Source organism: Acidovorax bellezanensis (assembly GCF_025421555.1).
Lineage (GTDB): Bacteria > Pseudomonadota > Gammaproteobacteria > Burkholderiales > Burkholderiaceae_C > Comamonas > Comamonas bellezanensis.
Genome location: NZ_JAODYH010000017.1, coordinates 160,024 through 174,217 on the forward strand (window position 1 = coordinate 160,024; position 14,194 = coordinate 174,217).

Annotated in this window: 15 protein-coding genes; 8 read left to right on the forward strand and 7 right to left on the reverse strand. The window is 63.6% G+C overall.

The window, feature by feature from the left end; genetic code table 11:
• The first annotated feature begins 199 nt into the window (after positions 1-199).
• Complete coding sequence (locus N0K08_RS21720) at positions 200-2,380, forward strand: TonB-dependent receptor (RefSeq protein ID WP_408642995.1); 2,181 nt, start codon at positions 200-202, stop codon at positions 2,378-2,380.
• 11 nt (positions 2,381-2,391) lie between these two features.
• The gene (locus N0K08_RS21725) at positions 2,392-3,765 is read left to right on the forward strand and encodes a PepSY-associated TM helix domain-containing protein (protein WP_261502510.1); all 1,374 of its coding nucleotides are present in this window, start codon (positions 2,392-2,394) and stop codon (positions 3,763-3,765) included.
• Positions 3,766-3,828: 63 nt separating this feature from the next.
• On the opposite strand, the gene N0K08_RS21730 is transcribed toward N0K08_RS21725, so the two are convergent.
• From N0K08_RS21730 to N0K08_RS21750, 5 genes are all read right to left on the reverse strand, one after another.
• A complete protein-coding gene (locus N0K08_RS21730) occupies positions 3,829-4,608 on the reverse strand; it encodes an SDR family oxidoreductase (RefSeq protein ID WP_261502511.1) in 780 nt (259 codons plus the stop codon).
• Between the two features lie 10 nt (positions 4,609-4,618).
• The gene (locus N0K08_RS21735; protein ID WP_261502513.1) at positions 4,619-5,644 is read right to left on the reverse strand and encodes a 2Fe-2S iron-sulfur cluster-binding protein; all 1,026 of its coding nucleotides are present in this window, start codon (positions 5,642-5,644) and stop codon (positions 4,619-4,621) included.
• Between the two features lie 25 nt (positions 5,645-5,669).
• Positions 5,670-6,146 carry a GlcG/HbpS family heme-binding protein gene (locus tag N0K08_RS21740; protein ID WP_261502514.1) on the reverse strand — a complete coding sequence of 159 codons (477 nt, stop codon included), beginning with the start codon at positions 6,144-6,146 and terminating at the stop codon, positions 5,670-5,672.
• A 35-nt stretch (positions 6,147-6,181) separates the two neighbouring features.
• Entirely contained in the window at positions 6,182-7,639 is a 1,458-nt protein-coding gene (locus tag N0K08_RS21745; protein WP_261502515.1) for an aldehyde dehydrogenase family protein, read from the reverse strand.
• 95 nt (positions 7,640-7,734) lie between these two features.
• Positions 7,735-8,472 (reverse strand): TenA family transcriptional regulator, encoded by a 738-nt coding sequence (locus N0K08_RS21750; protein ID WP_261502516.1) that lies wholly within the window; start codon positions 8,470-8,472, stop codon positions 7,735-7,737.
• Positions 8,473-8,693: 221 nt separating this feature from the next.
• Between N0K08_RS21750 and N0K08_RS21755 the strand changes: the two genes are divergently transcribed.
• Genes N0K08_RS21755 through N0K08_RS21775 form a run of 5 tightly spaced genes read left to right on the forward strand, consistent with a single transcriptional unit; the run spans position 8,694 to position 11,339 of the window.
• Positions 8,694-8,996 carry a 2Fe-2S iron-sulfur cluster-binding protein gene (locus N0K08_RS21755; protein ID WP_261502715.1) on the forward strand — a complete coding sequence of 101 codons (303 nt, stop codon included), beginning with the start codon at positions 8,694-8,696 and terminating at the stop codon, positions 8,994-8,996.
• A gap of 15 nt (positions 8,997-9,011) precedes the next feature.
• Positions 9,012-9,329: a ferredoxin gene (locus N0K08_RS21760; protein ID WP_261502517.1), complete on the forward strand. Its 318-nt coding sequence runs from the start codon at positions 9,012-9,014 to the stop codon at positions 9,327-9,329.
• A 17-nt stretch (positions 9,330-9,346) separates the two neighbouring features.
• A complete protein-coding gene (locus N0K08_RS21765; RefSeq protein WP_261502519.1) occupies positions 9,347-9,625 on the forward strand; it encodes a 2Fe-2S iron-sulfur cluster binding domain-containing protein in 279 nt (92 codons plus the stop codon).
• Complete coding sequence (locus N0K08_RS21770) at positions 9,619-10,374, forward strand: sulfite exporter TauE/SafE family protein (RefSeq protein ID WP_261502520.1); 756 nt, start codon at positions 9,619-9,621, stop codon at positions 10,372-10,374. The genes N0K08_RS21765 and N0K08_RS21770 overlap by 7 nt, the downstream gene beginning before the upstream one ends.
• 38 nt (positions 10,375-10,412) lie before the next feature.
• A complete protein-coding gene (locus N0K08_RS21775; protein ID WP_261502521.1) occupies positions 10,413-11,339 on the forward strand; it encodes an ornithine cyclodeaminase family protein in 927 nt (308 codons plus the stop codon).
• Here the strand turns inward: N0K08_RS21775 and N0K08_RS21780 are convergent.
• Positions 11,336-11,992: a GntR family transcriptional regulator gene (locus N0K08_RS21780; RefSeq protein ID WP_261502522.1), complete on the reverse strand. Its 657-nt coding sequence runs from the start codon at positions 11,990-11,992 to the stop codon at positions 11,336-11,338. The genes N0K08_RS21775 and N0K08_RS21780 overlap by 4 nt on opposite strands.
• A 113-nt stretch (positions 11,993-12,105) precedes the next feature.
• Positions 12,106-12,297 (reverse strand): hypothetical protein, encoded by a 192-nt coding sequence (locus N0K08_RS21785; RefSeq protein ID WP_261502523.1) that lies wholly within the window; start codon positions 12,295-12,297, stop codon positions 12,106-12,108.
• A gap of 252 nt (positions 12,298-12,549) precedes the next feature.
• Here N0K08_RS21785 and N0K08_RS21790 point away from each other — a divergent pair, with 252 nt between their 5' ends.
• Positions 12,550-14,088 (forward strand): hypothetical protein, encoded by a 1,539-nt coding sequence (locus N0K08_RS21790; RefSeq protein WP_261502524.1) that lies wholly within the window; start codon positions 12,550-12,552, stop codon positions 14,086-14,088.
• Positions 14,089-14,194: the final 106 nt, after the last annotated feature.

The following is a 14,194-nucleotide window of genomic DNA, read 5'->3' on the forward strand; positions in this document are numbered from 1 at the left end:
ACTCTATCCCAACGAGTGCTAATGATAAGGGCGTTTTTCGGACTTTCAAGTGTTTTGCGGCAAGAGGCCTTGGCGAATCCGGGGATCGCAGAGGGTGCTTGGAAGCCTCGTCCGGGAAATCCCTGTGGTTTTTGGCGGCGGCCCAGGAGGGAAAAGCCGCAAAAGATAAAATCAAACGAGAATCATTTTTGTTTTTATTATGAAAAACCCGTCACTGCGCCCCACTGTGGGCGCTATTGCCTTGTGGGCAACTGCGTGCACGGCGGGGGCGCAGCCAGCAGCCTCTGCCCCCGAGATGGACACGGTCACGGTCGAAGCCAGCGCCGATGCCTCGGTCGAAGGCCTGGCCAAGCCCTTTGCCGGCGGGCAGGTGGCGCGTGGTGGCCGCGTGGGCCTGCTGGGGCAGCAGGACCTGATGGACACGCCGTTTCAGCTCACGAGCTATACCAATACGCTGATCCGCGATCAGCAGGCGAAAAGCGTGGGCGAAGTGCTGCTCAACGACCCTGCCGTGCGCAGTGCCCGGGGCTATGGCAATTTCCAGGAAATCTACATGCTGCGCGGTCAGCCGATGTACTCGGACGACATCGCCTACAACGGCTTGTACGGCCTGCTGCCGCGCCAATATGTGGCGTCGGAATTCTTCGAGCGCGTCGAAGTGCTGCACGGTGCAAGCGCTTTCCTCAATGGCGCGGCCCCGGGGGGCAGCAACCTCGGCGGCGCGATCAACCTCGTTCCCAAGCGCGCGAGCAATGAAGCGCTGAGTCGCGTGGACCTGGGCGTGCAGTCGGGCGGCCAGGTGTCGGCGTCCGTCGACCTCTCGCGCCGCTTCGGTCCGGACAACAACACGGGCGTGCGACTCAATGCCGTGCGCCGCGATGGCGGCACGGCTATTGACGGCGAAAGCCGCGGGCTGACGGCGTTGGGTCTGGGCCTGGACTGGCGCAGCCGCGATGTGCGCGTGTCGGCGGACCTCGGCTACCAGGACGACAAGCTCAAGGGCGCGCGTCCCAATCTGACGCCCGCTGCGGACTTCATTCCCGCCGTGCCCGACAACAAGACCAACTACGCCCAGCCCTGGACCTATTCCAATGCCAAGGACCTGTTTGCCACCGCGCGCGCCGAATGGGACCTCAGCGACCAGGTCACGGCCTGGGCCGCGGGCGGGCTCAAGCGCGGCAAGGAAGAGAATTCACTGGCCAGTCCCACGATGGTCGATCGCTCCGGGATGGCGAATACGGGCCGTTTCGACAACAGCCGTGAAGACGATGTGAAGACCGGCGAAATCGGTCTGCGCGCGCGCTTCGCGACCGGCGCTGTCCAGCACCAGGTGGTCGCGTCCGCCTCGTGGTTCGCGCATGAGGAGCGCAACGCCTGGGCCATGTTCACTGGCGGCAATTTCCCCATCAATATCTACGACCCGGTGGGCTCGGCGCGCCCGGCCACCAATCTGGGCAGCGGCAATCTGTCCGACCCGCTGCGCGCGGGCGTGGATAAGCTGCAGAGCTATGCGCTGGCCGACACCTTGTCCTTCCATGACGATCGCGTGCTGCTGACCCTGGGCCTGCGCCACCAGAGCATTGAGCAGAACAGCTTCAGCAATGCGACCGACCTGCAGACTGGCAGCTACAAGAAGTCGGCGACCACGCCGGTCGTGGGTCTGGTGTTCAAGGCCACGCCCGCACTTTCGCTGTACGGCAACTATGTTGAAGGCTTGGTCAAGGGTGAGGTGGCACCCACCTCTGCCGGCAACCTGCCCGTGCTCAATGCCGGTCAGGTGTTCTCGCCCTACCGCGCCAAGCAAAAAGAGGTCGGCGTGAAGTGGCAGCAGGGCGGACTCGGCGCCACGGCCGCGCTCTACACCATGGACAAGCCGGTCAGCTATGTACAGAACCAGGTCTTCGGCGAGTTTGGCACGCAGCGCTACCGCGGCCTGGAGCTGAATGTCTTTGGCGAGCCCGTCAAGGGCCTGCGCGTGCTCGGCGGTGTGACTTTTGCGGACGCCAAGCTCAAGACCACGGCCGGTGGCTTGTACCAGGGCAACAACGCGATCGGCGTGCCGCGTCGCCAGCTGACGCTGGGCGGCGACTGGGATGTGCCCGGCGTGCAGGGCCTGGCGCTCAATGCGCGCCTGATCCACACTTCGAGCCAGTATGCGAATGCGGCCAACACGCTGAACGTCAAGGGCTGGACCCGCACCGATCTGGGTGTGCGCTACATGATGGACATCGGCAACGACCGCCTGCTGACGCTGCGCGCGCGTGTCGACAACCTGTTCGACAAGCAGTACTGGGCGTCGGTCGGCGGCTATCCGGGTTCGAACTACCTGGTGCAGTCCACGCCGCGTACTTTCGCCCTCAGCGCCAGTGTCGATTTCTGAGGTAGCGCCACATGCGTGAGTTCTGGACCGTGGTCCACCGCTGGATGGGCCTGACGGTGGCGCTTTTCCTGATCGTGGCGGGAGCGACCGGTGCGGTGATTTCGTGGGACCACGAGATCGATGAATGGCTCAACGGCGACATCATGCACACCCCGGGGCGGGGCGCGCTGCGGAACCCCTTGGCACTCGCGGCCGCGGTCGAAGCCAGCGACCCGCGCGCCGAGGTGGCCTACATGACGCTGGGATTGGAAGAAGGCCATGCGGCCTCCTTTCTGGTGCGCCCGCGCAAGGACCCGGCCACGGGCCGGTTCCATGTGCTCGACTACAACAACGTGTTTGTCGACCCGGTGACCGCGCAGATCACCGGGCACCGCGATTCCAAGAGCCTCACGCTCAGCACCCGCAACCTCATGCCCTGGCTGCGCCATCTGCATGAAAGCCTGCACATGCCGGCCTTCTGGGGCAGCGACCGCTGGGGCTTCTGGCTCATGGGCGGCGTGGCGCTGATGTGGTTGATCGACAGCTTTGTCGCGCTCTACCTCACGCTGCCGCGGCGCCTGGCCGCGCGCCGCGTGTCAATGCCGTCAACAGCCCATGCAACTGTGCTGTCCCAGCGCAGGGGCAACGAGGAAGGGCCGCCCCGCACCGAGGCTGCCGTCCCCCTCCACCGAAGGTTGAGAGGGGGAAGCCGCGTGAGCGGCTCAGGGGGGTCAAAATCTTGGTGGAGCCGTTGGCAGCCGTCGTGGGTCGTGCGCTGGCGCGCGGGCGGCTATAAGCTCAACTTCGACCTGCACCGCGCGGGCGGCCTGTGGATCTGGGTCCTCATCATTGTGGTGTCGTTCACTTCCTTTTCGCTGAACCTGTACCGCGAGGTGTTCTATCCGGTGATGCGCCAGATCTCGACGACCACGCCCGGCCCGTACGAAACCATCACGCCCGCGCCTTTCGGCAGCTTCATCGAACCCAAGGTCTCGTTCGCCACGGCGATCGATATCGCGCGCCGCGAAGGCGAGCGCCTGGGCTTCGAGCACCCGCCGGGCGGCATCTGGTACGGCGGGGATTTCCCGTTCTACAACGTGTCGTTCTTCGATCCGGCTGATGAAATGGGCGGCATGGGCATGGGTCTGTCGAACATCTATGTGAGCGCGGACAACGGCGAAGTGCTGGGCATGCACCGGCCCTGGCATGGCACGGCCGCCGATGTGTTCGTGCAACTGCAGCTGCCGCTGCATTCGGGGCGCATCCTGGGCCTGCCGGGACGCATCATGATGTCCTTCATGGGCCTGCTGGTGGTCATGCTGTCGGTCACGGGCATCGTGATCTGGGAGCGCAAGCGCCGGGCGCGCAGGGCCAAGGAGCGTGCGCTGGCGGTCAGCGCGGCATGAAAAAACCGCCTGCGGGCGGTTTTTTCATGGCCCGCATGGGCGCGCAGGCTTCAATGCAAGACATCAAAAGATGCCAGGGTACTCGCCGCCGTCGATCAGCAGGCTTTGTCCTGTCATATAGCCCGCCAGATCGGACGCAAGATAGGCAATCAAGGCCCCGACTTCCTCAGGCCTGCCGAATCGGCCTGCCGGATTGTGTGCTTCCCGTGATTTGCGGATGGCTTCCACGGAATCCCCCTGGCTCAAGGCCAGCTTCTGGATGTGCCGTGCCTGGGCATCGGTGTCGAAGGCCCCTGGCAGCACGTTGTTGACGGTGACGTTGTCACGCACCGTCTGGCGCGCCAGGCCCCCGCAAAAGCCGACCAGGCCCGAGCGCGCGCCATTCGACAGGCCCAGCTCGGCATGCGGGGCTTTGACGCTGCGGGAGACGATGTTGATGATGCGGCCGTACCGGCGTGCGCGCATGCCGTCGACCACCTGGCGGATCATGTCTATGGGGCCGACCATCATCAAGTCCAGCGCGCGGTGCCAGGTCTCGCTGTCCCAGTCCTGGAAATCACCGGGTGGAAAGCCGTCGGCATTGGTCACCAGAATGTCGGGCGCCGGGCAGGCCTGCAGCGCGGCCTGTCGCCCTGCCGCCGTGGTGATGTCGGCCACCACGTGGCGCACCGCCAGGCCGCAGTCCTGCGACAGCTGGGTGCTGGCGCTTTGCAGCGTGCTTTCGGTGCGCGCGGCAATCACCACATGCACGCCTTCGAGCGCGAGCTGGCGGGCCGTGGCGTAGCCCATGCCCTTGCTGCCGCCAAAGACCAGGGCGGATTTTCCGGCGATCTTCAAGTCCATGCGGCAGTCCTCAGGTGGCGTCTGCCAGGGCGGCAGCGGCGTTTTGGAAGAGAAAGCTGTCCGAGTAGATCTTGTCCATGGCGGCGCCGGACAGGGCCAGCACCGCCTTGGCCTCTTCGATCATGCGCGGCGACCCGCACAGGTAGATCGAATGCTCGGAGAGGTCGTCGAAGTCTTGCGTGATGGCATCTTGCACATGGCCGCGCCGGCCGGTCCAGGCATCGGAAGGGCGCGACAACACGGGGATGAAGCGAAACTCATACAGCCGGCTGCTCCAGCGCTCGAGCTCGTCCAGCAGGTACAAGTCCTGCTCGCTGCGCATGCCCCAGTAGAAGTGGATGGGTGGGCAATCCTCGTCGTCCAGCAGCGATTCCAGAATGGCCCGGATGGGGGAAAAGCCCGTGCCGGTGGCCGCGAACACCATGGGCTGGTAGTCCTGGGCGTGGTGGTGGAAGTTGCCGTGGGGCAGCTCCACCTGCAGGTCATCGCCGGGGCGTGTCGTGGCCAGCATCTGGTCGGTGAACTGGCCGCCGGGGATCTTGCGGATCTGCAGGCTGATGCGATTGCCCTGCAGCGGGTTGGCCATGGAGAAGCTGCGCACTTCACCGTTGCCCAGCGCAATGTTCAGATACTGGCCCGGCGCATAGCGCACACCGTGCTCGGCCGGCAACTCCAGCGCCAGATGGTAGATGTCAGGAGAGTGCAGCGCCATTTCCACTACCGTGGCGGTCAGCGTCTGTGGGGGCGAGCACGCCGGCCCCTGTTCCACGCTGATCACCAGGTCGGATTGCGCGCGTGCCTGGCAGGCCAGGGCGTAGCCCTGTGCATGTTCTTCATCGGTCATCGCCATCGGCAGTTCGCCGTCTGGATAGGCAATGCTGCCGGTTTCGACCTTCATGCGACAGGTGCCGCAACCGCCGAACGTGCATTCGTGCGGCAAATCCACACCATGGCGCGTGGCGGCTTCGAGCACGGATTCCTCGCTGTCGACATCAAACGCTTGCTGCGTCTGCAGCCAAAGTACGCGGTAGGTCACGGTTTCTCTCCTTGCACGCGGTGGCTTATTTCTTGATATCGGCCTGTACCAGTACTTCGGCGCGGCTGCCCAGCACTTCCTGCAAGGCTTGCAAAGCAGCCAGGCCGCAGGCCGTGTCCTGCTCGCCATTGCCGCCCGACAGGCCTACGCCGCCAATCACTTCGCCGTTGACGACGATGGGGAAGCCGCCGACGAACACGGCGAACTTGCCTTCGAAACTCCACTGGATGCCGAAAGCCTCGTTGCCGGGCAGCGCGGGGCCGTTGGGGGCGGTGTTGAACAAATGGGTCGAGCGTTTGTGGCCGGCGGCGGTGAAGGCCTTGTTCCAGGCGATCTGCGGTCCCGTCACGCGTGCGTTGTCCATGCGTTCGAGCACCAGCGGGAAACCGCCTTCGTCGGTGATGCAGACGGTTTCGGGGACGCCAATTTCCTTGGCCTTGGCCAGTGCGGCGTGGGCCATGGCCCGGGCTTCGTGCAATTCCAGTTTCAGTGCGTTTTTCATGGTCGGTTCCTGGTTCGGAGAAGAAGGGAAAGGCGTCAGACGCCGCGGTAGACGGTCTTGATCTGGGTGAAGAAATCCAGACCGGCGCGACCGGATTCACGGAAGGTGGAGGTGCTGGAGTTCTTGATGCCGCCGAATGGGGCATTCACCAGGTTGCCGGTGGTGGTGCGGTTGATCTTCACGGTGCCGGCCTGGATCTCGTTGGTGAAGATGTGCATGTAGCGCGGGTTCATGGTCACCAGGCTGGCGGACAGGCCGTATTCGGTGTCATTGGCCTTGGCCAGTGCATCGTTGAAATCGGCGGCTTCGATGATGGCCAGCACCGGCCCGAAGATTTCCTCCTGGGCAATCCGCATGCGGGGCGTGACATCGGTGAAGACGGCCGGAGAGACGTAGTAGCCCTTGTCGAAACCCGGGCCGCTCAGGCGCTCGCCGCCACACAGCCAGCGGGCTTCCTGCTTGCCGATGTCCACATACTTGAGCACGGTCTGCATCTGCTTTTCCGTGGCCAGCGGGCCCAGGTCCATGCCGGGCGTCATGCCGGGGCCGATCTTCAGTTCGGCGACGCGCTGCAGCAGCTTTTCGGTGAAGACCGCCTTGACGCTGGGCACGACGATGATGCGGCTGGTGCCGGTGCAGGCCTGGCCGGTCAGCGAGAAGCCGCCCTTGATCGCCAGGTCGACGGCATGGTCCAGATCGGCATCTTCCATGACGATCAGCGGATTCTTGCCGCCGAGCTCCATCTGCAGGCGCGTGGTCAGGTGCACGCTGCGGTGGATTTGCGTGCCGGCCACGGTCGAGCCGGTGAACGAGATGGCGCGAATGGTGTTGGAGGTGGTGATCACCGGACCGACATCGCCGGCACGGCCCGTCACGCAGTTGACGACGCCGGCGGGAATGCCTGCTTTTTCCAGCGCCTCGACCAGGCGCAGGCCGCTCAGCGGGGCATCGGAAGAAGGTTTGAAGACCACGGTGTTGCCGGTGATCAGGGCCGGCGCGAGCTTGCGCGCCGGTATGGAGGCCGGGAAGTTCCAGGGCGAAATCACCGTCACCACGCCCAGGGGCTCGCGGTGACTGAAGACGTGCATGTGGGGGTCATCCTGCGGGTAGGTTTCGCCGCCGCAGGTCTGGCCTTCGGTGGCGTAGAAGCGGAAGGTTTGCGCGCTGCGCAGGAACTCGTCCTTGGCCTGGGCCAGGGCCTTGCCTTCTTCCCGGGTCAGCTCCTGGGCGAACTGGTCGACGTTCTGCTCCAGATACAGTGCGGCGTCATTGAGGATCTTGGCGCGCTTGCCGATGGGCGTCTTGCGCCAGGCGTCGAAGGCTTTTTGCGCGGCGGCGACGGCGGCTTCCGCGTCGGCGGAGCCGGAGGCCTGGAACTGGCCGACGATGTCGTCCGTATCGGCCGGGTTGGTGTTGTCAAAGCTTCGGCCTGACTGGCAAGGCAGCCATTTGCCATCGATGTAGTTCAAGAACTTCTGCACTGTTGCGGTCATGGCGGTCGGTGAAGGTTGGTAGGGGGGCGTTGTCGGGCGGTATGGGAAGCGGGCATGGCGCATGTCGCCATGCCCGCGCAGGCCTGGGGCCTGTTTCAGGCGGCGACGAGTTCCTCGGCGGGAATCTGCAGTTCGTGGGCCACGTAGTCGTGGTAGAGCGCCGTGGTGTAGAGCAGACGCATCTGGGCGCCGATTTCGCAGATGCGCAGGCACTGGGCTTGCAGCTCGGGTGTGTTGGCGTGCTCGAGCACGATCTGGTAGCCGCGCTCGCCGTGGATCTCGTCGGAGACGATGTGCAGGTCGAAGAATTCGACTTCTTCGTCGGTGAAGCCGTATTTCTCGCGCAGCGTGGGCGTCTGCTTGCGGTAGATCGAAGGCACCTGGGATTCCAGGCCGACCACCAGGCCGGCGACCGCCACCACGGGGTCTTCGCGCATGGCCACGGCATAGCACCAGGCCTGCAGGCCGCGGGTGGTGGGCGACATGTTGTCGGGGTTGACGACGCGCTCACGGGTGGTGCCGCAGGCTTCGGCGAAACGGATCAGCAGGTCGGTATGGCGGTCGCCGCCAATTTCTTCCTCATACATGTTGGCCAGCAGGAAATCCTTGGCTTCCGTCATGTGGTGCGGCGTGCGGGCGTACAGGTAGCCCAGGTAGTCGGCAAACGGGCCCACGTAGTGGTAGTGGTTCTCGGCCCAGCGCGCCAGGTGCTCACGGCTCAAACGACCACTGGCCCAGGCCACGCTGAACGGTGCCTTGTTGGCACTCTGGCTCTTGATGGCGTTTTCCAGGGCAGCACGAAATTCATCACGGTTCATCAATTTGTCGGTCATGGCGGGTCCTTGTGTCGGTGGGTTGATCGTGTCGCGGCTTGCGAGCTGGATGCGACGACTTAGAATACTGTATACAAATTGTCTGTCAACCCATTTCGCTTAAATATTTCAAAAAAGACTTACCGGGGTAATTCAGGATTTTTTGCAGGATGAACTCAAAAAAATCTGACTGAGTGAAGAAATATGTATACAGTATCCACATCGTTCTAGTGGAGCTTCTCATGCCGCGTATTACTTTTCACAAGAACGGCCAAGTCTTTGAAGATGAGGTCAAGTCGGGCGCGAACCTGGTGGTTCGGGCTGGGATCAAGCAGTACCCCTATCCACACCTGGTCTACGAGTGCGGGATGGGCAAATGTGCCAAGTGCGCCTGCAAGGTGCTGTCAGGAGGCGAGCTGTTGCCGCCGCCGAACTGGAAAGAAAAGAAGCAACTGGGCGCGCGCCTGGATGAGGGCTTTCGACTGGCATGCCAGCTGTGGCTGGAGCATGACCTGGAGCTGGAACAAATCCCCGAAAGCATCTGAGAAAAGGAGCCCCCGATGTTTGTCATCTTGACCAGCAAGCCCGGTCAGTACGCCACCCACGCCAATGCGGACATTGAGCTGGTGGAGGCCTGGGACTATGTGTTTTACGGCCGCCAGCAGGCGCAGTTCGTGATCGGCCGCCTGTTGCGTGAGACGCGCGTGAAAGTCGTGGAGGACGCCGATGCCAGCATCGTCAATTGGGTGCCCTCCAAATTCCTGGAGCGCTTCGACACCCTGGAAGCGGCACACGTCGAGCTGGCACACCTGTGCAAGTTCGGCTCACTGGACGCCAAGCTGGTCGAGCGCGCCTTGAGCAGTCTTGCAACGGCGTGAGCCGAGGAAACAAAGCCATGCCCCAAATCATTTTTGTCAGCAACGGCGGCAAAGCCGTTGAAGCCCCGGAAAACAGCAATCTGCTGCGCGTGTCGCTGCGCGAAAAGGGCGGGATCCCTTTCAAGTGTGGAGGCGGCCTGTGTGGGACTTGCAAATGCAAGATCGTCGAAGGCCTGGCCAACACCGACGCCGTGAAAGCCAAGGAGCGCAAGCACTTCTCGGACGAGGATTTTGCGCAAGGCCACCGGCTGGCCTGCCAGACCTTTGTCAACGGTGATGTCAGCGTGACATGGTGAGCCTGTACGCACTGTTTGGCAGCTGGCTGGACACGCTGTCGCTGTCGGCCTATCTGTGCATGGGCTTGATGGTGCTGGTGGGGGCTGCGATGCAAGGGGTTGGCGGCCTGGGCTATGCCATGCTTTGCGCGCCGCTGGCAGCCCTCTATTTCCCGGAACTGGTGCCTGGGCCATTGCTGGCGGTCGGCGCGCCTCTGGCCTTGCTGGCCTATCTGCGGGAGCGGCAGGCGCTGGATGTGCGCGTGGCGGCGGCGGCGCTGGCTGGAAGAGTGGTTGGCACCGCGGCGGCAGCCGTCCTGCTGAGCCTGGTCGACGCCGACGGGCTGGCCATCTTCTTTGCGCTGTTGATTCTGTCGGGCGTGGCGCTGAGCCTGGTGGGTTGGAAAGTGGCGCCCACGGTCAACAATTTATCGGTGGCCGGCCTGTTCTCCGGGGTGATGGGAACGATCACCGCGGCCGGCGGTCCGCCGTTTGCCATCGCCATGCAGCGACTGCCACCCGCGACCCTGCGCTCCACCCTGGGCATGGTCTTCTTCATCGGCACGTTGGTGTCCCTGGCGGCATTGACCTGGGTTGGCCGTATGGGCGGCGCGCAGTGGTTTTACAGCCTGGCATTGCTGCCCTGGATGCTGGCGGGTTTCAGCGTTTCCACCGCGCTGGCGCGCAAGGTCAGCCGCGACCGAATCCGCCACTGGCTGCTGGGAACGGCGCTGGTGAGCTCCCTGGTCATTCTTTGGCAAGCCCTGTAGGGCCTGCTTTATCCATATCCGTACAGAGAAGAGTTCCTATGCTGCACATCACCGATGCAATGATTGATGCCGTGGTTTCCCCCGACGACGCGCTGGAGGCGATGCGTACCGCGTTCTCGTCCTTTGGCCGGGGTGAGGCGGCCATGCAATCGCGCGAGCGCACCGAGGCGGGGGGCGTCAAGCTCTCGACCTTGGGGGCCGTGATTCCAGCCCACGGGGTGACCGGGGCCAAGGTCTACACCACGATTCAGGGGCAATTCAACTTTGTCATCTTGCTGTTCTCCACGGAAACCGGCGCGCCGCTGGCGACCATGGAGGCGAATGCGATCACGCGCTTGCGCACCGCTGCGACGACCGTGCTGGCGGCGGAGTATCTGGCGCCCCGGCAGGCGCAGCAGCTGTTCCTGTGCGGTGCCGGCGTGCAAGGCGTGGCACACGCGCAGCAGCTGACCCGGCATTGCGGCTTCAAGCGCATCCATGTGTTCGATCCCTATGCGCCGGACGCGGTGTTCGAGCGCCTGCAGGCCGCATGCGGAGTGCCTGTCATCCGTGTGACGGACACCCATGCGGTTGCGGATGCGGAGGTGGTGGTGACCGCCTCGCGCTCCGCCCAGCCCCTGTTTTCCGGCGAGCGCATTGCCGACGGCGCATTTGTGGCGGCCATAGGCTCCAGCCTGCCGCATACGCGGGAGCTCGATGATGCGGCCCTGGCTCGGGCCGATGTGATCGTCGTGGAATGGGCCAGGCAGGCCGCCGTGGAGGCCGGTGATCTGGTGCTGGCCGCGCCTGCATTGAATGTGGCGGGCAAGCTGCTGGAACTGGGCGCGCTGCTCAACGGCAGTCCGGTGCAACGCCCCGCGGGCGACCGGATTTCCCTCTACAAGGCGGTGGGCGTGGGCCTGGAAGACATTGCCCTGGCGGGGCTGGCCTATCGCCGGCACCTCCAGGCCGGGAACATCGCTTAGGGCTCTATGCCCGCGGCGTTGTAAATGTGCCGGGCTGCGAGCAGGCCCGCCAGTTCCGAGTCTCCCTTGATCACGGCGCGCAGGATGGCTGCGTGCTCTTCCCAGTTCTGCGGAGCGCGATCGCGATTGAGCGGGGTGAAGAAAATCGCCGTTCTATCGCGCAGCGAGGACATCACTTCCTGCAGCACGGAATTGGCCGCCACCTGGCCCAGGGCCACGTGGAACTTGGTGTTGAGTACGCCCAGCACATCGGCATCGGCGGTGCTGGCGCGTTGCACGCCCTCGTCCAGCAAGGCCTGCAGGGCCGCGATCTGCTGGGGGTCGTGGCGCTTGGCGGCCAGTCGCGCATTGAGCGCTTCCAGGGTGGCCCGCACTTCGACCAGCTCACGCAATTGGTCGAGATGAAACTGGGCGACCGAAGCGCCCTTGCGGGGCTCGATGATGACCAGGCCGCTGGCCGCGAGCTGCCGCAGCGCTTCACGAACCGGCATGCGGGATACGGCAAACTCTTCGGACAGTCGCTCCTCGACCAATCGCTCGCCGGGGGGCAGTTCCCCGGACAGTATTTTTTCCCGCAAGGCATCGACCAGTTGCTGCGTCAGCAGCGAATGGTTCAGTCTGCCCTTTGTCGTCCCTGGGGAAGCGTTCTGCATAGAGAGATAGTGGAGTAAGGAATGGAAGCGGCGTTGGTAGGCGCCCAAACAACAAACGCGGCCGGAGCCGCGTTCGTTGGCGAGACAAGTTTACATCTTGTCTACAAAAGACATCAGCCTTGGCTGCGGCGGATCTCAGCGAGGGAGCGGGTGTCCTGCATGGCTTGGGCCCAGAGCTTGCCAGCCGGGATTTCCTGCAGCCGCTTGGCCTGCCACTGCACAAAGGCCTGTTCGATACGCGCGATCCAGCCGGTGCCAGGGCTGGCAGTCTGGGGATTCGAGAAGTGAAGGCTGTGCTGAGTCATGGCTTGGTCCTTTTTTACTAGGTGTTAACCATGATTTTAGCGATTCATCCCCGGCTTGGTGCTTGCGCTGGATCAATCCCATGCCGATGGCGTGTTTCGGCACCAAAAGGGTGATCTGTATACAGATTGTGGTTGGCACAGTTGTTGCGAAGCAAATATTGCCGAAAACTAGGGTATTTCCAGTTGGTTTTCGTTGGATTGTATGTAGTATACAAAATCATAAGTTTTAGCCACCTCTCAGGAGTAGCCGTTATGGAGCTGTCAGTTACTGTAGGACCCGCGCATTGGGCCTATTTGGTGGGCGTGCTGGTCATCATCGTCACGATGGCCTTCAGAGCCAATGTGGTTGTTCCTTCCATCATCGCGACGGCCGTAGTGGCTTTCGCCTGGAGTGGAAGCTGGGTGACGGGGATAGGCAGCGTGTTCAGTGCCAGCATGGTCGCCGCCAAGGAGTTGTTCAACATCTTCCTGATCATTGCCTTGATGACCGCCTTGCTCAATTCCCTCAAGGCGCTGGGCTCGGACATCCGCATGGTCAAGCCCTTCCGCGCGGTGATGCGCAACGGCCATATCTCATATTTCATCCTGGCCCTGGTGACCTATCTGATATCGCTGTTCTTCTGGCCCACCCCGGCCGTGCCGCTGGTGGCTGCGGTGTTGCTGCCGGCGGCCATCGCCGCGGGCCTGCCGCCGATTGCCGGGGCCATGGCGATTGCCATTGCCGGGCAGGGGATGGCGCTGTCTTCCGATTACGTCATCGGCGTGGCGCCTGGCATCAGCGCCAAGGCCGCGGGCGGCATCAGCGCGGCGCTGGTGGGCGATCGCGCCCTGATCCTGTCCTGGATCGTGGGGGTGATCGCCTTGACGTTGTCCTACGTCAAGGTCTGCAAGATGATTGTGCCGGGCAGCAATGCCTTGCTGGAGCGCTGGGAAATGAAGCCCGTCGGCATCGATTCGTCGATGGACGGTCCCGGCACCTATGACAAGGCCGAGATTGCCCGTGGCACGGCCCATGACACGGATCTGGGCACCAATGCGGAATTGGAAGCTGAGCTCAAGAAGACGGCCAATCTGCAGTCCGCGTCCAAGCTGTTTGCCGTGGTGACGCCGCTGGCCTTTCTGGGGGTGATCATTGCCATGGCGGCACCCAAACTGATAGATGGCGCACCCGACCTCAAGGGCGGGGATGCTGCCATGCTGATCGGTGGCGTGGCCGCCTTTCTGATGATCTGGGCAACCACCTCCGCCATGGGTTTTCGCAAGATGCTCGACGGCGCCGCGGACCATCTGACCGACGGTTTTGTGTTCGCGTTCAAGGCCATGGGCTCGGTGCTGCCGATTGCCGGTTTCTTCTTCATCGGCGGCGGTGAGACGGCGGGAGCCATCCTGGGCGTGCCGGCGGGCACACCCGCTCCGAGCTTGCTGTTTGAAATGGTGCAGGCCAGCCAGCACATGATTCCCGACAGCCAGCTGCTGGTCTCTTTCGGGGTGCTCATCATGGGCATGATCACCGGGATCGACGGCTCGGGCTTTTCGGGCCTGCCCTTGACTGGCACTTTGGCCGGCGCCCTGGGCCCTGCATCGGGCATGGAAGTCGCGGCCCTGGCCGCGGTGGGCCAGATGGGTGCGGTATGGACGGGCGGCGGCACGCTGATCGCCTGGTCGTCCTTGATTGCCGTGGCCGGTTTTGCGCGTGTGAATGTGCTGGAGTTGGCCCGGGTGCTGCTGTTCCCGGTGCTGACCGGTTTGACGGTGGCCACCGTCGCCGCGGTATTCCTCTGGGGTCGCTGAAATGAAACACCCCCTGAGCGCCTTCGGCGCTTCCCCCTCTCAACCTTCGGTGGAGGGGGCGCCCGGCCAAGGGACGGCACCCTCGCTGCGCGGCGGCGCTTGGCTT